The sequence below is a fragment of the Bordetella tumbae genome, assembly GCF_965139195.1.
GTDB lineage: Bacteria > Pseudomonadota > Gammaproteobacteria > Burkholderiales > Burkholderiaceae_B > Bordetella_A > Bordetella_A tumbae.
Genome location: NZ_CBCSJH010000002.1, coordinates 12,295 through 35,416 on the forward strand (window position 1 = coordinate 12,295; position 23,122 = coordinate 35,416).

The 23,122-nt window shown below is 59.8% G+C and carries 22 protein-coding genes; 15 read left to right on the plus strand and 7 right to left on the minus strand.

Annotation, left to right across the window (positions count from 1 at the left end; all coding sequences use genetic code 11):
* Positions 1-42 precede the first annotated feature (42 nt).
* The 4 genes from livH to ACNA0J_RS03710 are packed head-to-tail and all read left to right on the plus strand — an operon-like array spanning position 43 to position 3,669.
* Entirely contained in the window at positions 43-969 is a 927-nt protein-coding gene (gene livH, locus ACNA0J_RS03695) for a high-affinity branched-chain amino acid ABC transporter permease LivH (RefSeq protein ID WP_415807831.1), read from the plus strand.
* A complete protein-coding gene (locus ACNA0J_RS03700) occupies positions 969-2,204 on the plus strand; it encodes a high-affinity branched-chain amino acid ABC transporter permease LivM (RefSeq protein WP_415816545.1) in 1,236 nt (411 codons plus the stop codon). The genes livH and ACNA0J_RS03700 overlap by 1 nt, the downstream gene beginning before the upstream one ends.
* Positions 2,201-2,968: a high-affinity branched-chain amino acid ABC transporter ATP-binding protein LivG gene (gene livG / locus ACNA0J_RS03705; protein ID WP_415816547.1), complete on the plus strand. Its 768-nt coding sequence runs from the start codon at positions 2,201-2,203 to the stop codon at positions 2,966-2,968. Before ACNA0J_RS03700 ends, livG begins: the two co-directional genes overlap by 4 nt.
* Positions 2,968-3,669, plus strand: coding sequence for an ABC transporter ATP-binding protein (locus ACNA0J_RS03710; protein WP_415817112.1), 702 nt, complete (start codon positions 2,968-2,970; stop codon positions 3,667-3,669). The genes livG and ACNA0J_RS03710 overlap by 1 nt, the downstream gene beginning before the upstream one ends.
* A gap of 496 nt (positions 3,670-4,165) precedes the next feature.
* Here the strand turns inward: ACNA0J_RS03710 and ACNA0J_RS03715 are convergent, their stop codons facing one another.
* Positions 4,166-4,777, minus strand: a complete 612-nt coding sequence (locus ACNA0J_RS03715; protein ID WP_415816549.1) for a glutathione S-transferase family protein — start codon at positions 4,775-4,777, stop codon at positions 4,166-4,168.
* A gap of 107 nt (positions 4,778-4,884) precedes the next feature.
* On the opposite strand from ACNA0J_RS03715, the gene ACNA0J_RS03720 reads away from it, so the two are divergent.
* Positions 4,885-6,123, plus strand: coding sequence for a PQQ-dependent sugar dehydrogenase (locus ACNA0J_RS03720; protein WP_415816551.1), 1,239 nt, complete (start codon positions 4,885-4,887; stop codon positions 6,121-6,123).
* 42 nt (positions 6,124-6,165) lie between these two features.
* Here ACNA0J_RS03720 and ACNA0J_RS03725 read toward each other — a convergent pair whose 3' ends face one another.
* Both ACNA0J_RS03725 and rocF read right to left on the minus strand, forming a co-directional pair.
* Positions 6,166-6,540, minus strand: a complete 375-nt coding sequence (locus ACNA0J_RS03725; protein WP_415816553.1) for a DUF423 domain-containing protein — start codon at positions 6,538-6,540, stop codon at positions 6,166-6,168.
* A 137-nt stretch (positions 6,541-6,677) separates the two neighbouring features.
* The gene (gene rocF / locus ACNA0J_RS03730) at positions 6,678-7,628 is read right to left on the minus strand and encodes an arginase (protein ID WP_415817114.1); all 951 of its coding nucleotides are present in this window, start codon (positions 7,626-7,628) and stop codon (positions 6,678-6,680) included.
* 265 nt (positions 7,629-7,893) lie between these two features.
* Here rocF and asd point away from each other — a divergent pair, with 265 nt between their 5' ends.
* Positions 7,894-8,757, plus strand: a complete 864-nt coding sequence (gene asd, locus ACNA0J_RS03735; RefSeq protein ID WP_415816555.1) for an archaetidylserine decarboxylase — start codon at positions 7,894-7,896, stop codon at positions 8,755-8,757.
* 10 nt (positions 8,758-8,767) lie between these two features.
* On the opposite strand, the gene ACNA0J_RS03740 is transcribed toward asd, so the two are convergent.
* Both ACNA0J_RS03740 and ACNA0J_RS03745 read right to left on the minus strand, forming a co-directional pair.
* Complete coding sequence (locus ACNA0J_RS03740; protein WP_415816557.1) at positions 8,768-9,577, minus strand: MetQ/NlpA family ABC transporter substrate-binding protein; 810 nt, start codon at positions 9,575-9,577, stop codon at positions 8,768-8,770.
* Between the two features lie 117 nt (positions 9,578-9,694).
* On the minus strand, positions 9,695-10,585 hold the full coding sequence (locus ACNA0J_RS03745; RefSeq protein WP_415816559.1) for an NAD(P)-dependent oxidoreductase: 891 nt from the start codon (positions 10,583-10,585) through the stop codon (positions 9,695-9,697).
* A 227-nt stretch (positions 10,586-10,812) separates the two neighbouring features.
* Here ACNA0J_RS03745 and ACNA0J_RS03750 point away from each other — a divergent pair, with 227 nt between their 5' ends.
* Positions 10,813-11,541, plus strand: coding sequence for a TerC family protein (locus tag ACNA0J_RS03750; protein WP_415816561.1), 729 nt, complete (start codon positions 10,813-10,815; stop codon positions 11,539-11,541).
* A gap of 65 nt (positions 11,542-11,606) precedes the next feature.
* Here ACNA0J_RS03750 and ACNA0J_RS03755 read toward each other — a convergent pair whose 3' ends face one another.
* On the minus strand, positions 11,607-12,935 hold the full coding sequence (locus tag ACNA0J_RS03755) for an MmgE/PrpD family protein (RefSeq protein ID WP_415816563.1): 1,329 nt from the start codon (positions 12,933-12,935) through the stop codon (positions 11,607-11,609).
* 220 nt (positions 12,936-13,155) lie between these two features.
* Here ACNA0J_RS03755 and ACNA0J_RS03760 point away from each other — a divergent pair, with 220 nt between their 5' ends.
* Genes ACNA0J_RS03760 through ACNA0J_RS03775 form a run of 4 tightly spaced genes read left to right on the plus strand, consistent with a single transcriptional unit; the run spans position 13,156 to position 18,332 of the window.
* A complete protein-coding gene (locus ACNA0J_RS03760) occupies positions 13,156-14,316 on the plus strand; it encodes an acyl-CoA dehydrogenase family protein (protein ID WP_094820993.1) in 1,161 nt (386 codons plus the stop codon).
* Positions 14,317-14,342: 26 nt separating this feature from the next.
* Positions 14,343-15,314 carry a Bug family tripartite tricarboxylate transporter substrate binding protein gene (locus ACNA0J_RS03765; RefSeq protein WP_415816565.1) on the plus strand — a complete coding sequence of 324 codons (972 nt, stop codon included), beginning with the start codon at positions 14,343-14,345 and terminating at the stop codon, positions 15,312-15,314.
* 5 nt (positions 15,315-15,319) lie between these two features.
* The gene (locus ACNA0J_RS03770) at positions 15,320-17,401 is read left to right on the plus strand and encodes an acetate--CoA ligase family protein (protein WP_415816567.1); all 2,082 of its coding nucleotides are present in this window, start codon (positions 15,320-15,322) and stop codon (positions 17,399-17,401) included.
* Positions 17,402-17,447: 46 nt separating this feature from the next.
* Positions 17,448-18,332: an alpha/beta fold hydrolase gene (locus ACNA0J_RS03775; protein ID WP_415816569.1), complete on the plus strand. Its 885-nt coding sequence runs from the start codon at positions 17,448-17,450 to the stop codon at positions 18,330-18,332.
* Here ACNA0J_RS03775 and gcvA read toward each other — a convergent pair.
* Positions 18,324-19,265 carry a transcriptional regulator GcvA gene (gene gcvA, locus ACNA0J_RS03780; protein ID WP_415816571.1) on the minus strand — a complete coding sequence of 314 codons (942 nt, stop codon included), beginning with the start codon at positions 19,263-19,265 and terminating at the stop codon, positions 18,324-18,326. The two genes, ACNA0J_RS03775 and gcvA, sit on opposite strands and share 9 nt — an antisense overlap.
* Positions 19,266-19,456: 191 nt before the next feature.
* Here gcvA and ssuE point away from each other — a divergent pair, with 191 nt between their 5' ends.
* The 4 genes from ssuE to ssuC all read left to right on the plus strand — a co-directional run bounded on the left by ssuE (position 19,457) and on the right by ssuC (position 23,112).
* Positions 19,457-20,041 (plus strand): NADPH-dependent FMN reductase, encoded by a 585-nt coding sequence (gene ssuE / locus ACNA0J_RS03785; protein WP_415816573.1) that lies wholly within the window; start codon positions 19,457-19,459, stop codon positions 20,039-20,041.
* A 150-nt stretch (positions 20,042-20,191) separates the two neighbouring features.
* Positions 20,192-21,109, plus strand: a complete 918-nt coding sequence (locus ACNA0J_RS03790; RefSeq protein ID WP_415817116.1) for a sulfonate ABC transporter substrate-binding protein — start codon at positions 20,192-20,194, stop codon at positions 21,107-21,109.
* 27 nt (positions 21,110-21,136) lie between these two features.
* Positions 21,137-22,324 (plus strand): FMNH2-dependent alkanesulfonate monooxygenase, encoded by a 1,188-nt coding sequence (gene ssuD, locus ACNA0J_RS03795; RefSeq protein WP_415816575.1) that lies wholly within the window; start codon positions 21,137-21,139, stop codon positions 22,322-22,324.
* Positions 22,321-23,112 (plus strand): aliphatic sulfonate ABC transporter permease SsuC, encoded by a 792-nt coding sequence (gene ssuC / locus ACNA0J_RS03800; RefSeq protein WP_415816577.1) that lies wholly within the window; start codon positions 22,321-22,323, stop codon positions 23,110-23,112. Before ssuD ends, ssuC begins: the two co-directional genes overlap by 4 nt.
* The last annotated feature ends 10 nt before the right edge of the window (positions 23,113-23,122 follow it).

Genomic DNA, 23,122 nt, shown 5'->3' on the forward strand with positions numbered 1-23,122 from the left:
TGTTACCGGGGCCGGTGCCATTTGGAGCATAGGTAATTATTCATGTCAGACCTTATCCCTCAACTTACCCAGCAGATCTTTAACGGTCTGTCTCTGGGCGCGATTTACGCGTTGATTGCCATCGGCTACACAATGGTCTACGGCATCATCGGTATGATCAACTTTGCTCACGGCGAGATCTATATGATCGGCGCCTATGTGGGCCTGGTCACATTGACCGCGATTGGTACAGGCAGCGGTTTGCCTTTGCCGTTCATGGTGGCTGCCATGTTGTTGGTGGCGATTGTGGTGACCGGTATTTATGGTTTCAGTGTCGAGCGCGTGGCCTACCGGCCGGTACGCGGCAGCCAACGGCTGGTGGCGCTGATTTCCGCTATCGGTATGTCGATTTTTCTGCAGAACTGGGTCGCATTGGGCCAGGGCGCACGCGATATGGCGGTGCCGTCGCTGGTGTCGGGATCGCTGCAGTTCCACATGGGCACGGACTTTGATGTCACGCTGCCGTATTCGCGCATCATGATCATTGTGGTGACGGTGCTGTTGATGATCGCACTGTCGCTGTTTATCAAGTACTCCCGTATGGGCCGTGCATCGCGCGCTTGCTCGCAAGACATGCACATGGCCAATCTGCTGGGTATCGATACCAACCGGGTGATTTCGTTCACCTTCGTTCTGGGAGCGATGCTGGCGGCGGTCGGTGGCGTGTTGATCGCCATCACGGTCGGCAAGCTCAATCCTTTCATCGGCTTTCTCGCCGGGATCAAGGCGTTTACGGCGGCAGTGCTGGGCGGTATCGGCAGCATTCCCGGCGCGATGTTGGGCGGGGTGTTGCTGGGGCTGGCGGAAACGCTGGCGGCAGCCTATATCTCGTCGCAATACAAGGACATCGTGGCTTTCGCGCTGCTGGTCTTGATTCTGCTGTTCCGCCCGACCGGGCTGCTCGGCAAACCTGAGGTGGAAAAAGTCTGATGGCTAATAACACGCTAAAGAACGCTTTTATGGCGGCCGTGTTGACGGCTGTCATTGTGATGCCGGTGTTTGGGCTGCAACTGATTCGTCAGGGCGCACAAACCCATCTGGAATCCCGCTGGGACTTGGTGGCACTGGCCGCCGCAGTGGTGTTCGTTTTTCAACTCTTGCGCCCATGGTTGGCGGTGCCGTTCCGGCGTCTGAAAACCAGTGTGCCGGTATTGCCGGCAGCACCGACCAAAGGCCGTAAATGGATCTTTGTCCTGCTGATCGCGGCTGCCGTGATCTGGCCGTTCTTCAGCGGCCGCAGCTCGGTGGATATCGCGACGCTGGTGTTGATCTACGTGATGCTGGGCCTGGGCCTGAATATCGTGGTGGGTTTCGCAGGGCTGCTGGATCTGGGCTTTGTGGGCTTTTATGCGGTGGGGGCGTATACGTATGCCTTGCTGTATCACTGGGCCGGATGGGGTTTTTGGGAGGCGCTGCCTTTCTCGGGGGCCATGTCTGCGTTGTTCGGTTTCGTCCTAGGATTCCCGGTGCTGCGCTTGCGCGGGGATTATCTGGCGATTGTGACGCTGGGGTTTGGTGAAATCATTCGCCTGTTGTTGATCAATTTGAATTTCTTCACGGGCGGACCGGACGGGATTTCGGGGATTCCGAAACCGACTGTGTTCGGCTTTGAAATGACGCGCCGTGCGAGCGAAGAAGGCACTCAGACATTTCATCAGTTGATGGGCTGGACGTTCGATAACCAGCACATGGTGAACTATCTGTATTTGATGGCGCTGGCGCTGGCATTGGTGACCTTGTTCGTGTCCACGCGCTTGATCCGTATGCCGGTGGGACGCGCGTGGGAGGCCTTGCGCGAGGACGAAATCGCTTGCCGTTCGCTGGGGTTGAACCCGACGCGGATCAAGCTGTCGGCCTTTACGCTGGGCGCGATGTTTGCCGGTTTTGGCGGCGCGTTTTTTGCGGCTCGCCAAGGCATGGTGAATCCGGAGTCGTTTACCTTCATCGAGTCAGCACTGATCCTGGCGATCGTGGTGCTGGGCGGTATGGGGTCGCAGGTGGGCGTGATTCTCGCGGCGATTCTGTTGACCGTGCTGCCCGAGGTGGCGCGTGAGTTTGCCGAGTACCGGATGTTGATGTTCGGTCTGGTGATGGTGTTGATGATGATGTGGCGTCCACAAGGGTTGTTGCCCATGAAGCGTCCCCACGTGGAGCTGGATAAATGAGCGAAGCCTTGTTGAAAGTATCTGGCCTGACGATGCGGTTTGGCGGGCTGTTGGCCGTCGACAGTGTGGGGTTCGAGGTCAAGCGTGATGAGGTCTTTGCCATCATCGGTCCTAATGGGGCGGGCAAGACGACCGTATTCAACTGCGTGGGCGGCTTTTACAAGCCGACCGGCGGCGAGATCATCATGGATGGCAAGCCCATCACCGGTTTGCCCAGCCACAAGGTGGCGCATCATGGGTTGGTGCGCACTTTTCAGAATGTGCGTTTGTTCAAGCAGCTGACGGTGTTGGAAAACCTGTTGGTGGCGCAGCATACGCAGGTGGAATCGCGTCTGTTGCCAGGGCTGTTGAAGCTGAAATCGTACCGGCAATCCGAGAAAGATGCCTTGCAGCGCGCCGCGCAATGGCTGGATTTCATGGGGTTGCGTGAGTACGCCAATCGTGAGGCGGGCAATCTGGCGTACGGCCACCAACGTCGTCTGGAGATTGCGCGCTGCATGATTACCAAGCCGCGCTTGTTGATGCTGGATGAGCCGGCCGCGGGCTTGAATCCCCAGGAAAAGCGCGATCTGCAGCATTTGATCGACCAGTTGCGTCGGGAGTTCGGTGTGGCGGTGCTGCTGATCGAGCACGATATGAGCCTGATCATGGGCATCTCGGACCGGATTCTGGTGATGGAACACGGCAAGCCCATTACCACGGGCACGCCGGATCAGGTGCGTAACGACGAACGCGTCATTAAAGCGTACCTGGGGGAAGAATGATGCTGAAGCTGGACAATATTCATACCTACTATGGTGCGATTCAGGCGTTGAATGGTGTGTCGGTCGAGGTCAATCAAGGTGAGATCGTCACGTTGATCGGCGCGAACGGCGCGGGCAAGACGACGCTGTTGATGACGGTGTGTGGGAATCCTCGGGCGAAATCCGGGACGATCACATTTGAGGGCGAGGATATTACCCACAAAGAAACGCATCACATCATGCGTAGCGGGATCGCGATTTCGCCTGAGGGCCGTCGGGTGTTCAAGGACCTGACGGTGGCGGAAAACCTGATGATGGGGGGCTTTTTTGCTGACCGTCATGCGATCGAGGCGGGGCTCGAGCATGTGTACAAGCTGTTCCCGCGTCTGAAGGAGCGGGCTGCGCAGCGGGCGGGGACGATGTCTGGTGGGGAACAGCAGATGCTGGCGATCGGGCGGGCGTTGATGACGCAGCCCAAGTTGCTGTTGCTGGATGAGCCTACGCTGGGGTTGGCGCCGCTGATTATTGCGCAGATCTTTGAGATTATCCGGACGATACGCTCTGAGGGGGTGACGGTGTTCTTGGTTGAGCAGAATGCGAACAAGGCGCTGCAGGTGGCAGATCGCGGGTATGTGCTGGAGAACGGGAAAGTCGTGCTGCAGGATACGGGGGCGAACTTGCTGGTTAATGATGCTGTGCGGAAGGCTTATCTAGGGGCTTGAGGTCTTGAGGGCCTGACGTTTGGGTGCTTAATGGTGACTGTCGTTTGAGTTCTTAAACGTGCCTGCCGCGTACCCGAATGGCGTGCCAGCCCGTTCGGCCGGTCTGGACGCCTGCGCGTCCAGACTGCCCTTCGGAGATCACGTCAGNCGGGGCGGCTGGGCAAACTCGCTCCGCTGCGCTCCACTCAAACATGCCCAGCCGACTACCCCCCGCCTGACGNNANNNNCTCGGCGGACTCAACGGGCCGGCACGCCATTCGGGTACGTGGCAGGCACTTAGCGTAATGGCAATACGGCAGGGCGCCCCGCACACATGTCTAACTGACTATCTTCCGTGTGACGTGATTTCCTCGGGGGCTTCAACGGACCGGCGCGCCATTCGGGCACGCGGCACGCAGTTGCAATGTTGCGGGCAAAGGGCAGAGCACGCATCGCGTTTAGCGGTGAAAGATGATGCTCCGCCCATATGTTGCAGCGATGATGAATCGCGCTTCGCTTACAGGCCTTCGGCTTTTAGCGCGGCTTGCACGCCTTTGTCGGCGTCCATGCGGCTCGAGAATTCTGCCAGGTTGTTCAGGCCGGATAGGTCGATGTTTTTGGCCTTGGCCCAGCGCAGGACGACGTAGAGGTAGGGGTCGGCGATGGTGGGGGCCTTGCCTGCCAGGTAGGGCTTGTCCGCGAGTTGGGTGTTCAGGATGGTGAACAGGTTGCGCAGGATGGCGGCGGCGGAGGTGCTGAGCTCTTGTTGGGCGGCCTCGCTGGCGACGAAGCGTTGCGGGCCGAAGACCAGCGAGAAGGTGCGGTGCAGGTCGGAGTTGATGAATCCGAGCCAGCGGCGGACTTCTGCGCGGGATTGGGCGGTGCCGTCGCCCAGCAGGTTGAGCTGAGGGGCTTGTTCGGCCAGGTATTCCAGGATGGAGGCATTCTGGGTCAGCGTGTAGCCGCCGTCGCTGAGGACGGGGACGGCGCCCATGGGGTTGATGCTGAGGAATTCGGGTTGTTTCAGCGCGTCGCGCGCGATGGCTTGGGTCTCGTAGGGCTTGCCGATCCATTCTAGGACGATGTGGGCAGCCAGCGAGCAGGCGCCAGGCATGTAGTACAGTTTCATGGTGTGCTGTTCTCCATTAGAACGATATGGCATATTCAGTGCCATTCGTGTTTGGTATGGTACGCCAGTCTGACATCCTCCCTCCAGCTGATTCATCGAGAGATCCTATGCCGGATTCGTACTCCCGTTTCGCCCAAAAATCTGCCATGCGTGCTGTTGGGTTGCTGCGCGCAAAGCCCGCTACGCTGGCTGTTGCATGGTTGACCACAATGTCCTGGGCGAGCGCGCCCGCTGTGTCGCAGGCCCAAGCGCAAACCCATGTATCTATCGAGGCGCCTGCTTTTACCGAGCGCAAGGCGCAGGTGACGACTGTGGTCGAGGGGCTGGAGCATCCGTGGGGACTGGCGTTTTTGCCTGAGGGCGGCATGCTGGTGACTGAACGTGCTGGCCGGTTGCGTGTAGTGAGCGCGCAGGGGGCGCTGTCTGAGCCCTTGCAGGGAATTCCCAAAGTCTTCGCATCGGGGCAGGGTGGTCTGCTGGATGTGGTGCTGTCGCCCGATTTTGGTAATGACCGTTTTGTGTATTTGTCCTATGCCGAAGCGGGCGAGGATGGCAAGGCAGGTACGGCTGTCGGGCGTGGCCGTCTGGCCAAGGACGCACGTGGCCTGGAGGATTTTCAGGTTATTTTCCGGCAACAGCCGAAGCTGTCTACTGGGCAGCATTTCGGCGGCCGCTTGGTGTTCGGCCACGATGGCCTGTTGTTTATTGCACTGGGTGAAAACAATCAGCGTCCCACGGCGCAGGATCTGGACAAGCTGCAGGGCAAGATCGTGCGGATTGCCGCAGACGGTTCGATTCCCAAGGACAATCCGTTTGTGGGCCGCGCCAATGTGCGCCCCGAGATCTGGACGTATGGAATGCGTAATCCGCAGGGGATGGCGCTGAATCCGTGGACCGGCGAGTTGTGGGAACACGAGCACGGTCCGCGCGGCGGTGATGAGATCAATATCATCAAGCCTGGTCAAAACTACGGCTGGCCGTTGGCGACGTACGGGATTAATTATTCGGGATTCGCGATTCCCGAAGCCAAGGGCAAAACGCTGGAGGGCGGACAGGGACCGCTGTATTGGTGGAAGAAGTCGCCCGCAATCAGCGGCATGGCTTTCTATACGGCGGATCGTTTTCCGGAGTGGAAGGATTCGCTATTCATTGGCGCGCTAGGGGCACAGGCATTGATTCGCCTGCAGTTCAAAGACGGAAAAATCGTCAGCGAAGAACGCCTGCTGCAGGATCTGAGCGCGCGCATCCGTGATGTGCGTCAGGGGCCTGACGGCTACCTGTATGTGCTGACAGACGCGGGCGATGGCCAGCTATTGCGGGTGGCGCCGGCGGGCACCGGCTCTTGAGGGCAGCGCCAAGCGAATGCAGATTGTCGTGGTCAGTGAGGCTCAGGCCGAACGCCATGCTGCCCAGGCCACCAAGGCCCACGCGACCAGGAAGGCTACGCCACCTATAGGCGTCACCGCGCCCAGCCATTTGGTGCCGGTGATGGCCAGCAGATACAGACTGCCGCTGAACATGACAATGCCGGCGAACATGAGGATGCCTGCTGTCGAGAACAGGCTGGAGCCGTAATGGGCGGCTAGCAACGCGACCACGAACAGGCCCAGGGCATGGATCAGGTGATACAGGACGCCGGTTTGCCAGACGGCAAGCAGGTCGGCGCTGATCATTTGTTTGAGGCCGTGTGCGCCAAATGCACCTGCGCCGACGGCGGCGATCATGTTTAGGGCGGCCAGGATGATGAGTTGGCGTTCGGTCACGGGTATATCCTTTTGATCAAGCGAAGGAGCAATAGACCTGCATTATCCACGCGGAGGCACGGATCAAACCGGCAATTGCGCCGACCATTTTTTGCGGAGCGACAGGCTGGCATTATCTGCGCTGCCACGGACCGGCATCATCCACGCGAATGCGCTGGGCGCCGGATCAGGGTGGATTTGCCGAACAGGCTTTGTACCAGCTCGGTTGCCAGCATCGCGGTTTTGTTGCGTATGTCCAGCGCGGGGTTGAGCTCGACAATGTCCAGCGATCCCAGGCATCCGGTGTCGGCAATCATCTCCATGCACAGTTGCGCTTCGCGATAGGTGGGGCCGCCGGGAATGCTGGTGGCAACAGCAGGCGCGATTTCGGGATCCAGAAAATCCACGTCGAAGCTGACATGCAAATGGGTATGTGGCGTGAGATCGGCCAAGGCGGCCTCCATGACTGATCGCATACCGATCTCGTCGATGGTGCGCATGTCATAGACTTCGATGCCGGCCTCGGCGATCAGGTTTTTCTCTCCCTCGTCCACGCTGCGTATGCCGATTTGGCGGATCCATTCGGGGTGCAGCGCGGGAGTTTGGCCGGAGAGCGTGGTTAATGGCTCTGGACCTTGGCCGCATAGGCACGCTACGGGCATGCCATGCAAATTGCCCGACGGGGTCAGCGCCTGGGTATTGAAATCGGTATGCGCGTCCAGCCACAACACACGCAGCGGTTTGCCGACATGGTGGCAGTGCCGGGCGACCGCACTGATAGAGCCCATGCCCAGGCAATGATCGCCGCCCAGTGTGACAGGCAGTCGACTGCGTTGCAGTTCGGCGTAGACCGCGTCATGCAGGGTCTGATTCCACGCGATCACTTCTGCCAGGTGACGATAGCCATTGTCCGGCGGCAGCATGGGGTTCGCAGGGCCAATCAGATTGCCGGCGTCTTCCACGTCGTATCCCAGCGCCTGCAAAGCAGGGCCGAGCCCGGCTACACGCAGTGCCTCCGGACCCATGGACGCGCCGCGCGAGCCTGCGCCGATATCGGTGGGCACGCCGATCAATGTCAAGGCACGGACGGCGGGGGGCGGATTGGATATCAGCACAGAGCAGGCCTCGTAGTTTGGGGAAACGAACAACGTTATGTTGTTATTTACGACAGATGCAGAATGACGGGATTCCCGCTAAAGCATTTGCATCGTAGTCAGCGGTTGCCATGATTGCGTTGATGATTATTATCTGCTGAAGTGACCATAGAGGAAACTGATCGATCCCTCGATCACTGGCGCTACACGTCTATAACAAGTAACATCCGTAGCCCAAAGCCGCCTCTACGGCCGCGCCACGTTGTTTTCACCGGATTCCATGCACTTCAAAGACCAGATCTTCCTCGCTAGCCAATACGCTGCGCCGCACCATTTGGTGTCGCGTTTGATGGGGTTGGCCTCCGATTGCCGCACGCCTGCGGTCAAAAACTGGATGATCTCGCGTTTCGTGCGTCGCTATGGGGTGGATATGACCGAGGCGCTGGTCGAGGATCCGCTGGCATACGACACGTTCAATCAGTTTTTTACGCGGGCATTAAAGCCCGATGCCCGCCCGCTGGACGCCGAACCGCACAGCATTTTGTGTCCGGCCGATGGAGCGATCAGCCAGCTCGGACGCATCGAGCATGGCCGTATTTTTCAGGCCAAGGGGCATTCCTATAGTCTGACTGCATTGTTGGGCGATGATTCGGTCAGGGCGGCGGAGTTCATGGGGGGAGATTTCGCGACCGTGTATCTGTCGCCGCGCGATTATCACCGCGTGCATATGCCGTGCGATGGCACCTTGCGCGAGATGGTGCACGTGCCGGGACGCTTGTTCTCGGTCAATCCTCTGACTGCCGGTCACGTGCCCGAGTTGTTTGCGCGTAATGAGCGGGTGGCCTGTCTGTTTGACACCGAATATGGCCCGATGGCCGTGGTGCTGGTAGGCGCGATGATTGTCGCGTCGATCGAAACGGTCTGGGCCGGATTGGTGACGCCTCATAAACGCAAAGTGCGTACGGTGCGCTACGGCGATTCGGCTCGTGCGCCGATTCAGTTGGCGAAAGGGGCCGAGATGGGCCGTTTCCTGCTGGGCTCTACAGTCATCGTGCTGTTTGGTCCCAATCGCGTGCGTTGGACGGATACGCCGTCGGTACGTGGGCCGGTGCGTATGGGCGAGCTGTTGGCGCTGCCTGCGTAGGTGGTTGCCGTCACCACGGAAAATCAATCAAATCGCCATATAGCTGGCGCAGCTTCGCCTTTACCTCGGGCGATTGCTGATAGATCTTGATGAACTGCAGCAGCCGCGGGTCTTGCGCATGCTCGGGCGTCGTCACCCAGCGAATGGCATAGCGGCGTACGTTGTCGGCATCGGTGTTGTCGAACGCCAAACCGTCTTTTTCGTCGATGCCGGCATGCTTGGCAAACGTGGTGTAGGTGACCGAGGCGGTCACGTCGTCAAACGTGCGCGCGGATTGCGATCCCTCGACCTGAATCAGGTTCAATCGCTTGGGATTCGCGACGATATCCTGCAGTGAGGCCTGGTGATCCGTACCGGGACGCAGGGTGATCAGACCCATCGATTGCAATAGCAGCAGCGCCCGGCCCGTGTTGACCGGGTCGTTCGGGATGGCGATCTTTGCGCCTTGTGGAATAGGGTCGCCGCGTTTCAGCTTCTTGGAAAACAGGCCGATCGTGGTCGAATACCCATAGGCGATCGGCGTCAGCTTTGTGCCGCGGCTCTGATTGAACAATTGCAGAAACGGCGCATGTTGAAAGAAATTGGCGTCCAGTGCACCTTCGGCAACGCCGGTATTCGGCATGACCCAATCGCTGAATTCGACCAGCTTGACCTCGATGCCTTGCTTGGCGGCTTCGGCGATGGCGATCTCGGTAGCCTGATTCGCCACACTGGGAATGACGCCGATGCGCAGAGGCTTGTCCTGCGCGGCCTGTGCGCCGCTGGCCAGCATCAGAGCACTGAGCAAGCCAACCAAAGAGAATTTCAGGAAACGATTCATTGTGGGACGCCTAGTCCAATACCGCGATCAGAAAAGCGCCATTGTGCCGCAGGCTGGCCGGTTTTCGGAGGATGCCCCTGGCGTCGAGTGGGGCTCCTCTTTACGACGGCGGCTTTACTATGGCTTTCCTGTGGCCAGCAATGCCACCAGATGTGGCAAGGTAGTCTGCGGCGGGGTATCGTTTGCTCCCTCCTTGAAGAGCTGCTCGATGGCGTCCGCCGCACCATGCGCAGCACCCGTTTCCTCGGCCATCGTGGTGTAGTACCCCAGGTCCTTGTGCGCATTGGACAAGGAAAAGCGCAGGCCCGAATCGTCGCCGGATTCGATAAAGGGACGCAGGCGCTCCAGAGCGACGCCAGCGCCGCCGCCTTTGGCCAGGATGTCGATCAGGATGGGAGCGTCGATGCCCGCGCGTTGAGCGCAGGCGGCAGCCTCGGCGATGACCGCGGCGCAGCCCAGCGAGACGTAGTTATGGATCAGTTTCATGCGGTGACCGGCGCCGATCGCTCCGACATGGGTGATGTTCTCGGCGTAGCAACGCAGTAGCGGCAGGCAACGATCGAATAGGGCGCGATCGCCACCCACCAGGAGATTCAGCCGGCCTTCGGCCGCCTCTTTGGGCGTGCGGGTCATGGGGGCATCCAGGAACAGGCCGCCGGCCTCGGTGACGGCCTGGGCGATGCGCACGGTCGAGGAGGGGATGGCCGTGGAGCAATCAATCACGATGGTGCCCGGACGCAGGCCTTGCAGCAGGCCGTCAGGGCTGAACAAGACGTCTTCGACCTGCGGGGTGCCAGTGACGCACAGAATGACCACGTTGGACTGCCGAGCCACCTGTGCCGGGCTGGCGACTTTGGCCGCGCCAGCGGCCAGCAGTTGATCAACGGGCTGGTTGCCGGGGTGATCCAGCAGCACCAAGGGGTAGCCATGTTTGACGATATTGCTGGCAATGCCGTGGCCCATGAGGCCGACGCCGATCATGCCTACAGTGTCTTTCCCGGTATTCATCAACGATTTACTCAACAAAAAGCCCCGATGCTTTTGCCGTGGACGGCCCGACAGCAAAAATAGTGACGGAACGGATGCCTGTTCCGAACAGGGTAAATGATGGAATACTGATCATACAAGTTACGAAAATTTAAGTTTTTTGTAAGAATTGCGGTCAGGTAATGTTCAGGTTGTTGTAAGAAATGCTAAAACAACGCTTTGACGATTAATACCAACACGGAGATTGCATGCTCGAGTTTTTGCAGACCCTTAGCTGGGCCGCAGTGTTTCAGATCATTCTTATCGACATCCTCTTGGGTGGCGACAATGCCGTGGTTATCGCATTGGCCTGCCGCAACCTGCCGCCGAAACAGCGCATGCAGGGTATTTTGTGGGGTACCGCCGGGGCTATCGGCCTGCGCGTAGTGCTGATCGCGTTCGCGTTGACACTGTTGACGATTCCTTACCTGAAGATCATCGGTGCGCTGTTGCTGTTGTGGGTGGGTGTCAAACTGTTGATCCCCGAGGAAGACGCCCACGGCAATATCAAGGGCGGCGTTTCGGTGTGGGCCGCAGTCAAGACCATCATCGTGGCTGACTTTGTGATGAGCCTGGACAACGTGATCGCGATTGCCGGTGCTGCGCAAATGGCCGACCCGTCGCATCAGATCGGTCTGGTGATCTTTGGTCTGGTGGTGAGTGTGCCCATCATCATCTGGGGCAGCACGCTGGTGCTGAAACTGATCGACCGTTATCCGCTGGTCGTCACGTTCGGCGCGGCCTTGCTGGGCTGGATCGCGGGTGGCATGCTGGTGACCGACGTGGTTGTGGTTGAGCAGTTCGGCGAAGTCTCCGGCACGGTCAAGGTCGCGGCGGAAGTCATCGGTGCGTTGTTCGTGGTGGGTCTGGGCCGCTTGTTCGCGGCTCGTAAAAAGGCCAATAGCGCCACGCCGCAGATCAGCAGCCAAGAGAGCTGATCGCATCATCTAGAGTGTTAGTCACTGTGGGAGGCCAGCTGAAAAGCTGGGCCTCCCACAGTCATTTAGCGCGGCGCTGCGTCGAGGTCTTCCAGTGACCACAGCTTGCGCAACAGCTCGCTGGCACGTTCCTCCCCGAGGACGGGAATCACCAATTCATTGAATTTGCCGCTCAGATCCGCATCGCTCAACGGCAGTTCCGGATCGCCCTTGCGATGAGGTTGCAGATAGGAATCCTGCGTGCCGTTGGTCAGGCGCATATCGACCCGCGCGGCACGCTGACCTGGAAAGAGGCCATCGAGGGTGGGCTCTACATGCAAACGGATACGCGACATCAGCCGGCGCACCGCAGGGTCTTTCAGACGCGCATCGTCAAAGGCTGCCAGCCGCACGCTGCCATATAGCACCGCAGAGGCGACAACAAACGGAATACTGAAACGCGCCTCGGCCGCGGTGCGCGGATCGGGATTACCGGCCACGTCCAAGGCGGGGGCATAGGTGTGCACGTCGATCCGCTCAATATCGTCCGGTGCAGCCCGGAGCCGGTCTTTCAAGACTAATGCAGCGTCGATGGGAGAAAACGTATGGCCGCAACACGCATGATTCTTAAAGGTCATGCGCGTGATATTGAAAGTCTCGCCCAGCGTCGCCAGGAACGGCTGCCAGTCCGGGCCGTTGCTCATGGCGTGTGCCAGGCCTGCGGCGCCATCCAGCACGTCCAGCGAGCCGGTGACCCCGGCTCGCGCCATCTGGGCGGCAGCCAGGCCGCCCTCGGCTGCACGGCCTGAATGCAGCGGCTTGGACATGGAGTCCATGCGGAAGGCCTGCTGCAGCCCGCTGGCAAAGGTGGCGGCGGTCGCCAGCGCGTGGGTGAATGGTTTGGAGGCCAAGCCATACAGGCTGCCAGCTGCCGCGGCGGCGCCAAAGGTGCCGACCGTCCCGGTGTTGTGCCAGAACTTGTAGTGGGTCCGTCCCAGCGCGGCGCCGATGCGTGTAGAGATCTCATAGCCCACGACCACGGCCCGAAGAAAATCGCGGCCGCTGGCGCCGGTCTCTTGCGCTGCCGCCAGGGCGGTGGCAATGGTCGGTGCGCCAGGGTGATAGATCGCGTCCTTGAAAATGTCGTCGACTTCGGCGGTATGCGCGGCCGTGCCGTTGATGAGCGCTGCCGCGCGCGAGGTGGCGGGCTGGCCTAGTGCGAGACGGGACTGGCCGCGCCCGATGTCCTCTGCGTACGCTTGTTCCAATAGCGTCGCGGGCGGCAGCGCTGCGCCTGGCAGCAGAGACGCATACCAGTCCACGACCGCGCGTTTGGCATGGTGCAGGACATCCTCGGTCAGGTCCTGGTTGCCCAGGCGGGCGCCAAAGGCGGCAAAGGTTTCTAGTGCAGTCATTGCTTTCCTGAGTGTGCGGCAATAAACGATATGGCGATATGGTCGATCTTGCGGCGCGATTTCACCACTGTCTATTTTGCGCGTTGTCATGCCATTTGGTCATGTCAATGCCACCTTTGCAATGACTTTTGGTCATGGCAATGGGCGCAATACGAAGTTTTCTCGGCAGGCCAGGCAGGCGATGATGCATCCATCGACACATCCACCGCAGGAGTAATAGATGGATTTTGAATTGAACGAGGAACACCGGGCCTTTGCCGACTCGGTACGGCGTTTTGCCCAGGATCGTCTGGCCGCGGGCGCACTGGAGCGCGCACACTCGCCCGAATACCCCTGGGAAACAGCCCAGATGTTGGCAGAACAAGGGCTGCTGGGCATCGCGTTTCCGGAGGAGGACGGCGGCCAGGGCGGTTCGCTCATGCACGCGGTATTGGCGATCCAAGAAGTCGCGCTGGTTTGTCCCAAGAGCGCCGATATCGTACAGGCGGGCAATTTCGGTCCGATCCGGACCTTTGTTGAATACGCCACCCCCGAGCAGAAAGAACGGTTTCTTCCCGATCTGCTGGGCGCACGCAAACTGATTTCGCTGGGAATGACCGAGCCGGATGCAGGCTCGGCCGTGACTGAGTTGAAGACTTCCGCGCGCCAGGATGGCGACGATTACCTCATCAACGGCAGCAAGATTTTCTCGACGCATAGCCCGGAAGCCGAACTGTTTCTGGTCTATGTGCGCTTTGGCCCGGGCCTCGATGGCATCGGCTCGGTGCTGGTCGAACGCGGCACGCCTGGCTTTACGGTCGGCAAGCCGGCGTCTTTCATGAACGGTGAACAGTGGTCGCAGTTGTACTTTGAGGATGCGCGCATCCCGGCAAAGAATGTGCTCCTCGGACCTGGCGGATTCAAGAAGCAGATTTCCGGTTTCAACGTGGAACGCTTGGGCAACGCCTCGCGGTCCTTGGCGCTAGGCCGCCACGCGTTCAATATCGCCCGCGAACACGCGCTCACGCGCAAACAGTTTGGCCGCGAATTGTGCGAATTCCAGGGGCTGCAATGGAAATTCGCGGACATGTGGATGCGTTTGGAACAGGCGCAATTGCTGTTGTATCGCGCGGCGTTGGAGGGCGAGCATGGCTTGCCGTCCGCGCAGAGCACCGCCATGGCCAAACTGGCCTGCAACGAAGCGGGCTGGTTTGCAGCCAACGAGGCATTGCAGGTCATGGGCGGCATGGGCTTTAGCCAGGAGGCCTTGGTGGAATACTGCGTGCGCCGCATTCGGGGTTGGATGATCGCAGGAGGCTCTATCGAGATGCTCAAAAACCGTATCGCGGAAGGCGTGTTCGGGAAATCGTTTTCCCAACGCCCGCCCAAACCCAAAGCCTGACTATCAAAAGAGTGGAAGGAGACAGTATGCGTAGTTTGATTTGTGCCGCCGTGGCGACCGTTGGCATGATGACCTGGGCTGGCACCGTACATGCCGAAGACGATGCCTATCCCAGTCGAGCGGTCAAAATCGTGGTCGGATTCCAACCTGGCGGTCCGACCGACGTGGTGGCCCGCCTGGTGGCAAAGGCCTTGCAGGAGGAACTCAAAGGCGCTTTTGTGGTGGAGAACAAACCCGGCGCCACGAGCAATATTGCCTCAGAGTCGGTAGCCTCGGCCAAGCCGGACGGTTATACATTATTGTTCGCGGCCTCGCCCTTGGTCATGAACAAGTTCACCTACCCGATGCAAAAATTCGATCCCATCAAGAGTTTCGAACCCATTTCAAAGATATCCTCCGCACCGGGTGTACTGGCCGCGACCAAAAAGCTGCCGGTCAAGGACTACAAGGCGTTTGAAGCGTTGGCCAAAAAAGAGCCGGGCAAGCTCAACTACGGTTCGACGGGCAACGGGGGCACGCAACATATGGCGATGCTGAAATTGCAGGCATTGACCGGGATCGAAATGGCCCATATCCCATACGGTGGCGGCTCTGGCGCCATGAATGACTTGATCGCTGGGAACATCGACGTCGCGTTCATGACGGCGACGGGCGCGATGCCGGCCCTGGTGGCTGGCACTGTGCATCCGTTGGCAGTCGCGGGTCCGAAGCGTTTGCCGGAGTTGCCTGATGTGCCGACCTTCACCGAGCTCGGTATTCCTGAAATGAAATCTGACTCTTGGAATGCGCTCCTGGCACCCGCCGGAACACCCAAACCTATCGTGGACAAGCTTGCCGCTGTCCTCGAAAAAGCGGTAAAGACCAAAGAGTTCTCGGACGTCCTGGGGCCGCAAGGTGCGATGCTGATTGGCAATAGCCCCGAGGAGTTCAAGGCCGAACTGATCGCCGAGGACGCATACTGGAACGAACAATTCAAAAACGTAAAGCTGGACAAGTAAAGGCTATGTCATCGATCACCACCCCTGCATCCTCCGTCTGTCAGGTATTGCTATATCCCAAGAGTATTGCACTGGTCGGCGCCTCCGACGATGTCAAGAAAACGGGCGGGCGTCCTCTGCAGTTTCTGCGCCGGTCGGGCTTTCAAGGCAATATCTATCCCATCAATCCGAAGCGTGCCGAGGTGCAAGGGGAAAAAGCGTGGCCTAGCCTGGCGGCGTTGCCGGAGGTGCCCGAGCATGTCTTTATCTTGTCTCCGACCGATACGGTAGTACCCGCTGTGCAGGAATGCGCCGACCTGGGCGTCAAGCTCGTCACCATCCTGGCGGCCGGGTTTTCCGAGTCGGGCCCCGAGGGTGTCGAACGCGAGGCTGCGCTGCGCGAGATCAGCCAAAAGAGCGGCTTGCGTATTCTGGGGCCCAGCAGCCTGGGGGTCGTCAACCCTGGCAATGGATTGGTTCTGACGGCCAACGCAGCGTTTGCCGAGCCCGATGTGCCGCAGGGCAATGTGTTTGTGGCATCGCATAGCGGCAGCATGATCGGCGCACTGGTGTCTCGGGGAAAAGCGCGTGGCGTGGGTTTTGCGGGCCTGGTGTCGGTGGGCAGCGAGGTCGATCTCAGCGTCGGTGAAATCTGTATGGCGACGCTGGACGATCCTGCTATTCAAGGGTACGTGCTGTTTCTCGAGAGCCTGCGCCATGGCGATGCCATCCAGGCATTTGCCCGCGAGGCGGCAAAGCGCGGCAAGCCCGTGGTCGCGTACAAGCTTGGGCGGTCGAGCGCTGCCGCGGAAATGGCGGCGACGCACACGGGGGCGCTGGCGGGCGAAGACGATATTGCAGACGCTTTCCTGAAGGACCTGGGTGTCGTTCGCGTGGAAATGCTGGAAACGCTGTTCGAGGTGTTTCCCTTGGCCAAGAAATTGCCGCTGGGGGCTAAGCAGGGCAAGCGCGTCGGGGTCGTGACCACAACGGGTGGCGGCGCCGCCATGGTGGTGGATCAGCTCGGGGTGCGCAATGTGATCGTAGAGCCTGCGTCCGCAGAGACCGTGGCTCAGCTGCAGGCGGCTGGGATGCCCGGCAGTGCAGGGCGAGTCCTGGATCTGACCTTGGCAGGCACCAAATATGAGGTCATGAAAAAGGCCCTGGACATCATGCTGGAGGCGCCGGAATTTGACATGGTCGTCGCCGTTGTGGGGTCGTCGGCGCGCTTTCAGCCCGACCTGGCAGTCAAGCCCATCATCGATAGCGCGGGCCACGAAAAGCCTTTGCTCGCCATGCTGGTGCCCGATGCGCCCAACGCATTGGCGCAGCTCACGTCGGCTCAGATTCCGTGCTTTCGCTCGCCGGAAGCATGCGCCGACGCCATTGCTGCCGTGCTCGCGCGCCGTGCGCCGGGGCAACCGGCTACGGTCAAGGTCGATCACCAGCAGCCCGCCTCGACGATCAGCGAGGCCGATGCCTATGAGCTGCTGGATAAATTGAATGTGCCGCATGCGCCGGCAGCGACTTATCCGCTGGACAACCCGCCCCACAGCCTCCCATTTGATTATCCCGTCGTGGCTAAAGTCTGCTCTGCGCACATCCCGCATAAAACCGAAGTGGGTGGCGTGGTTCTGGGTATCAAGAATGCCGAGGAACTGTCGCGCGCCTTTGCCACCCTGCAGCAGAATCTGCGCCAGAAGGCTCCAGGCGTCGACTGCCGGGAAGTGCTGGTGCAGCCGATGCGCAAGGGACTGACAGAAGTGCTCGTGGGCTATCGCGTAGATGTGGATGCCGGTCCCATCATCATGCTGGCCGCCGGGGGCATCTGGGCAGAGGTCATGCGTGATCGCAGCATCCGTCTGGCGCCAGTCTCTGTGCAAACTGCCAGGGAAATGATCGAAGAGGTCAAGATGCTGAAAACGGTCTCCGGCCTGCGCGGCAAGGAAAAGGGGGATCTGGATGCGTTGGCCGTGGCGATTTCGAACTTGTCCAAACTCGCGGTCACGCCTGATTTGCCTGTGCAGGAGGCGGAGGTCAATCCCCTGATGGTGATGCCCGAAGGCGAAGGCGTCATGGCAGTGGATGCGTTGATTATGCGGTCGTGACAAGCGCATTCGCACAAAAGATGAATATGGGTCAACAAGGTCTGTGATGCAGGAATTTTCTTCAGCAGCGATCGCCGAGGCTGACGCTGCGCTGGATAGACTGGACGCCAGCGCCATCCGTCATGCCTTCGATGTACAGGGCTATCGAATGGTGTGGCGCGAATGGGGCAGCGGGCCTGCCCTGGTTCTGATTCATGGCGGACACGGCTCGTGGATGCATTGGGCCAAGAACATCGACGCATTGGCGCGGCATTTCCGCGTCCTTGCCCCCGACATGCCGGGCTTTGGGGATTCCGAGGATTTCGATATGCCGCCGTACGATCCGGACAGGGTCGAACGCCTGTTGGAGAGCTTGGCGCAAGGCGTTGCCCGATTGGTCGGGACGGCGCCTGTGTACCTGACGGGGTTTTCATTCGGCGGTGCGATCGCGGGCGCGTTGGCGCCTCGTCTGCCCGGTCTGCAGCGACTGGCGTTGTTGGGTAGTGCCGGTCACGGGGGACCGCGTCGAGACAGAGAGTCCTTGTCAGACTGGCGGGCCGTCACCGGAAAGGAACGGGAACAGGCATTTGCGCAAAACCTGCAAGCATTCATGCTGTCATCGCGGCATGCCGTGAGCGCACTGGCGTTGCAGATTCACGCACGCTCGTGCGAAAAGACCCGCTTTCGCAGCAAATCCATTTCGCGCAGATCGTCGTTGCGGGATGTGCTGAAGGATTTCGACAAACCGATACTCATGGCCTGGGGCGAGGACGACGTCACGGTGGTGCCCGAGGAGGCCGGACCCATGTTGGCGCAGGATCATCCATCGAGACAGTGGCGCGTCGTCGCTGACTCGGGTCATTGGGTCCAGTTTGAACAGGCCGATGAAATCAACGGGTTGCTGATACGCTGGTTCGCGCCGCCAGAGGCGGTAGAGGGACGCCTATCCTAGCTGCGGGGATTCTTGTGGGCCACAGGCCAGCGCTTCGCGCTCGCGCGCCGCGGTCTCGAGCAGCCAATCCCGAAAGACGGACACGCGGCGCGAGAAACGCTGCTCCTGAGGGCGCAGCAGATAATAAGACATCGAGCGCTGCAGCGGCCGGCGGAAAGGGCGTACGAGTAGCCCTTTGTTGAACTCGGTCTGCAACAGGACACTTTGGCCAATTGCCATTCCCAGGCCATCCAGCGCCGCCTGCCAGGTCAGGATCGAGGTACTGAATGCCATGCGTTCGGAACCCGCTGCCGTGGCAGACAGGCCGTTGGCATCAAGCCAGTCGGTCCAGTCGGTCTTGCGGTATTTCGACACCAGCAGGCGTCCTTTGAGCAAGTCCTCCAGCTTTCCGTGGCGGGACATGTTCTTGTCCAAGAATTCCGGCGAGCAGACCGGCTCTATTTCGTCGGTAAAGAGGAAATCCTCCTTGACTCTCGGCCAGCCTCCCAGGCCGAACTGGATGGCCACATCGGCGGAGTCCCGATCGAAATCCACCTCGGATACGCCATTGCTCACGATGACTTCGATGTTGGGATGGCGGGCATGAAAGTCCTCCAACCGCGGGATCAGCCACTTTGCCGTAAACGTTGTGTACGTCCTGACCCGCAGCACCCGATGCGACATATTCTGCAATAGGCCGTCGGTGGCGGCAGCGATTTCCGCGAAGGCCGGTGCGACGCGCGCGGCATAGGCCGCCCCGGCCCGCGTGAGCGTCACGCCCCGGTGTTCACGGCGGAACAGCTCCACGCCGAGATAGCCCTCCAGCGTCGCCAGCTGTCGGCTCACCGCCGATTGCGACACGTGCAGCTCTTGCGCTGCCAAAGTGAGGTTTTGCAAGCGGGCGACGACTTCGAATACCCGTAGCGGGTTCAGGGGAGGAATACGCAATGACACGGCGGGAATTCGTGAAAGCAATTGGGCCGGGAGAAATGACTTTTCAGTATACCTTTGCGTGCCGTTCCGGGCCCCGTGGGCTGCATGGACAGCGCATAACGACATATCGACTAAGTATTTTCCAGATGGGCATGAGGAGGCCAGAATGACTGCATTCCTGGTTATATACAGACGGAGCGGTAGTCCCCATCATGACGATTCTGACGTTGGCTGGCAGTCCCTCACAGAACTCGCGTTCATCGGCCTTATTACGTTATGCCGCAGAGAGATTAGCGGCGCGCGGTTTGACCAGCGACGAATTAGGGCTGCGCGATGTGCCCGCCGTTGATTTGATCGAAGGCAATTACGGCGGATCTGCCGCCAGCGCCTTGCGTAAACGCGTCAATGCCGCGCAAGCATTGTTGATCTCAACCCCGGTCTATAAGGCGTCCTTTGCTGGCGGACTGAAGGCGATCCTGGATTTGCTGGATGAAAAGGCGTTGGCAGACAAAATCGTGCTGCCCATCGCCACGGGGGGTAGCACCGCCCATCTGTTGGCGCTGGAATACAGCCTGAAACCCGTGTTGTCGGCCTTGGGCGCACGCCATATTTTGGCCGGCGTTTATGCGACAGACCGGCAGGTCACGGTGCAACAGGGACACGTCGCGATCGATGACGACGTGCGCGAACGGCTGGATACCGCCGTCGATCGCTTGGCCAAGCACGTGTCGACGGCGCCGTTATCACAGGGCTATGACCTCGGCTATCTGGCATTGAACGCCAGATTCAGTGTTTGAGAAATAGAGAGGGCTTGTCATGCAGAGCCCGAATGCCTCACGCAATAACGATCTGCACAACGACTGATACATAGGAGCATCTCCATGCACAGGATGCATTCGCGTTTCCTGAGTTGGTTCCGTTTTTCCCGGCTTGCCGTCGCGGGTGTGATGACCTTGAGCGCTGCGATGCTGACGTGCGCGACGGCATCGGCGCAGGACGCCAAGACCTTGCGTATCGGCTTTCAGAAATACGGCACCTTGACCATTCTGAAAGCATTGGGCTCGCTCGATAAAAAGCTGGGCGAACAAGGCATCGCCGTGAAATGGGTCGAGTTTCCCGCGGGGCCGCAATTGCTCGAGGGCCTGAATGTCGGCTCCATTGATTTTGGCACCGTGGGCGAGGCGCCGCCGATTTTTGCGCAGGCGGCACAAGCGCCATTGGTCTACGTCGGCAATGAGCCGCCAGCGCCGACGAGCGAGGCGATTCTCGTGCCGAAGGACTCGCCGATCCAATCGGTAACCGATCTCAAGGGCAAGAAAGTCGCCTTGAATAAAGGCTCCAACGTGCATTATCTGCTCGTCAAGCAGTTGGAAAAAGCCGGTGTGCCATACAAGGACGTCAACGTCTCGTACCTGACGCCGGCCGATGCGCGAGCGGCGTTTGAGCGCGGTGCGGTCGATGCCTGGGTCATCTGGGATCCATTCCAGGCCGCTGCGGAGAAACAGTTGGGCGCACGTGTATTGGCCGATGGGACTGGTGTGGTCAACAACTATCAGTTTTTCCTCGCGTCTCGCGATTACCTGGACAAGCATCCCGACGTGGTTAAAACCGTGTTAGAGGAAATCCGCAAAGGCGACTTGTGGGCCAAGGATCACCCCAAGGAAGCCGTGGATCTTTTGCAGCCGGTATTGGGGTTGGAGCGGCCAGTGGTAGAGCTGGCGGCGCAACGTCTGGCCTACGGTGTAACGCCAGTGACGCGCGAGGTATTGCAGCACCAACAAGAGATCGCCGATGCGTTCTACGCGCTGAAGCTGATCCCTCGCAAACTGGACGTGCAAGAGGCTGCGCCGGCCGAATTACGCTAACTCTAGATTTATGAAGGCCATTTGCTGATGAACGTTTTCTGGTTTATCCCCACCCATGGCGACTCCCGTTACTTGGGCACCACGCAAGGCGCACGCGCGGCGAGTCATGACTATTTCCGTCAGATCGCCGTAGCGGCCGATACGCTGGGCTATGACGGGGTCTTGTTGCCGACGGGCAGGTCTTGCGAGGATGCATGGGTGGTGGCGTCGAGCTTGATCGATGCGACACGCCGGCTGAAATTCCTGGTGGCTATACGGCCTGGCGTCAGTTCACCGCAGTTTGCCGCGCGCATGGCTGCGACCTTCGATCGCATGTCGGGCGGCCGTCTGTTGGTCAATGTGGTCACCGGTGGCGATCCCTCAGAGTTGGAGGGTGACGGCGTATTCGTCAGCCATGACGAACGTTATGCCGTGACATCGGATTTTCTGAAAATCTGGCGAGGCATTCTTGAGGCCAGTCATCACGGGCAGGCGTATGACTACGCCGGCGAGCATCTGGTCTCAAAGGGCGGCAAAGTCATTTACCCCCCTGTGCAACAGCCGTATCCGCCGCTGTATTTCGGCGGGTCGTCAGAGGCCGCGCACGAGTTGGCAGCCGAGCAGCTTGACGTCTATCTGACCTGGGGAGAGCCACCCCAGGCCGTGGCTGCCAAGATCGAAGACATGCGCCGTCGCGCTGCCCAGCATGGCCGCACACTGAAGTTCGGTATTCGTCTGCATGTGATTGTGCGTGAAACAGATGAGGAGGCGTGGGCCGCGGCAGATGCGCTGATCCAGCATCTGGACCAAGACACGGTGGCCGCTGCGCAAACCGCATTTCAACGCATGGACTCTGAAGGGCAGCGCCGTATGGCGGCATTGCACGGCGGGCAATTGCATGACGAAAAGGGTGGCCGCTCGCATCTGGAAATCTCGCCCAATCTCTGGGCAGGCGTGGGCCTGGTGCGTGGCGGTGCGGGAACCGCATTGGTGGGCAGTCCCGAGACGGTGGCGGCACGCATGCGTGAATATGCTGAACTGGGGATCGAGACCTTTATCCTGTCCGGCTATCCGCATCTGGAGGAATCGTACCGGTTTGCGGAGCTGGTGTTCCCGTTGTTGCCTGGGAAAGCGGTGGCGCAGCCCTCTGGTGGGCTGCTGAGCGGGCCGTTTGGCGAAGTCATGGCGACAGAGATTGTGCCGGGGCGCAGCAACAAACAGACGGTGCCTGCATGACCTCGGCGTCGTTCGGATCCCCGTCAACGTGGCGTCGCCGTGCGCTGCCATGGCTGGTGCCGTTGTTGATTCTGATTGCGTGGCAGGGATCTGCGCAATTGGGGTGGTTGTCCTCACGGGTATTGCCCGCGCCATGGTCGGTGGCCAAAGCAGGATGGGAATTGGCCGTTTCGGGCGAGCTGTGGGAACACCTGCGCATCAGTGCACTGCGCGCGCTGTGGGGGCTGTTGCTTGGGGGCGGACTGGGATTGGCATTGGGACTGTTGAATGGCGCCTCGCGTGTGGCCGAGACCTTGTTGGACACGACGTTGCAGATGATCCGCAATATACCGGTGCTGGCCCTGATTCCACTGGTGATCCTGTGGTTCGGCATTGACGAGGCGGCGAAGCTCTCCCTGCTATCACTGGGCGTGTTCTTTCCTGTGTACCTCAATACGTTCCACGGCATCCGTTCGGTAGATCCGGCGCTGATCGAGATGGGACGTTCATATGGGCTGTCGGGATGGGCACTGTATCGCGACGTGATACTGCCGGGGGCCTTGCCGTCCATCTTGGTAGGACTGCGTTTTGCCTTGGGCCTGGTGTGGGTCATCCTGATCGTCACGGAAACGATTTCTGCGCAGTCGGGTATCGGCTACATGACGATGAATGCGCGTGAGTTCCTGCAGACGGATGTCGTGCTGCTGGGCATCTTGTTGTATGCGCTGTTGGGCAAGGTGGCGGATTGGTGTGCGAAAGGCCTGGAAACGCGATTGTTGCGCTGGAACCCGGCTTATCGACCGGCCTGAGGCCACGACT

What these genes read in the sequence shown, in the direction of transcription:
- ACNA0J_RS03715 (WP_415816549.1), bottom strand. Translation starts at nt 4,777, where the DNA reads ATGAAACTGTACTACATGCCTGGCGCCTGCTCGCTGGCTGCCCACATC.
- ACNA0J_RS03745 (WP_415816559.1), bottom strand. Translation starts at nt 10,585, where the DNA reads ATGAATACCGGGAAAGACACTGTAGGCATGATCGGCGTCGGCCTCATG.
- asd (WP_415816555.1), top strand. Translation starts at nt 7,894, where the DNA reads ATGCACTTCAAAGACCAGATCTTCCTCGCTAGCCAATACGCTGCGCCG.
- ACNA0J_RS03720 (WP_415816551.1), top strand. Translation starts at nt 4,885, where the DNA reads ATGCCGGATTCGTACTCCCGTTTCGCCCAAAAATCTGCCATGCGTGCT.
- ACNA0J_RS03710 (WP_415817112.1), top strand. Translation starts at nt 2,968, where the DNA reads ATGCTGAAGCTGGACAATATTCATACCTACTATGGTGCGATTCAGGCG.
- livH (WP_415807831.1), top strand. Translation starts at nt 43, where the DNA reads ATGTCAGACCTTATCCCTCAACTTACCCAGCAGATCTTTAACGGTCTG.
- ssuC (WP_415816577.1), top strand. Translation starts at nt 22,321, where the DNA reads ATGACCTCGGCGTCGTTCGGATCCCCGTCAACGTGGCGTCGCCGTGCG.
- ACNA0J_RS03760 (WP_094820993.1), top strand. Translation starts at nt 13,156, where the DNA reads ATGGATTTTGAATTGAACGAGGAACACCGGGCCTTTGCCGACTCGGTA.
- livG (WP_415816547.1), top strand. Translation starts at nt 2,201, where the DNA reads ATGAGCGAAGCCTTGTTGAAAGTATCTGGCCTGACGATGCGGTTTGGC.
- ACNA0J_RS03790 (WP_415817116.1), top strand. Translation starts at nt 20,192, where the DNA reads ATGACCTTGAGCGCTGCGATGCTGACGTGCGCGACGGCATCGGCGCAG.
- ACNA0J_RS03765 (WP_415816565.1), top strand. Translation starts at nt 14,343, where the DNA reads ATGCGTAGTTTGATTTGTGCCGCCGTGGCGACCGTTGGCATGATGACC.
- ACNA0J_RS03770 (WP_415816567.1), top strand. Translation starts at nt 15,320, where the DNA reads ATGTCATCGATCACCACCCCTGCATCCTCCGTCTGTCAGGTATTGCTA.
- ssuD (WP_415816575.1), top strand. Translation starts at nt 21,137, where the DNA reads ATGAACGTTTTCTGGTTTATCCCCACCCATGGCGACTCCCGTTACTTG.
- ssuE (WP_415816573.1), top strand. Translation starts at nt 19,457, where the DNA reads ATGACGATTCTGACGTTGGCTGGCAGTCCCTCACAGAACTCGCGTTCA.
- ACNA0J_RS03750 (WP_415816561.1), top strand. Translation starts at nt 10,813, where the DNA reads ATGCTCGAGTTTTTGCAGACCCTTAGCTGGGCCGCAGTGTTTCAGATC.
- ACNA0J_RS03700 (WP_415816545.1), top strand. Translation starts at nt 969, where the DNA reads ATGGCTAATAACACGCTAAAGAACGCTTTTATGGCGGCCGTGTTGACG.
- ACNA0J_RS03755 (WP_415816563.1), bottom strand. Translation starts at nt 12,935, where the DNA reads ATGACTGCACTAGAAACCTTTGCCGCCTTTGGCGCCCGCCTGGGCAAC.
- ACNA0J_RS03740 (WP_415816557.1), bottom strand. Translation starts at nt 9,577, where the DNA reads ATGAATCGTTTCCTGAAATTCTCTTTGGTTGGCTTGCTCAGTGCTCTG.
- ACNA0J_RS03775 (WP_415816569.1), top strand. Translation starts at nt 17,448, where the DNA reads ATGCAGGAATTTTCTTCAGCAGCGATCGCCGAGGCTGACGCTGCGCTG.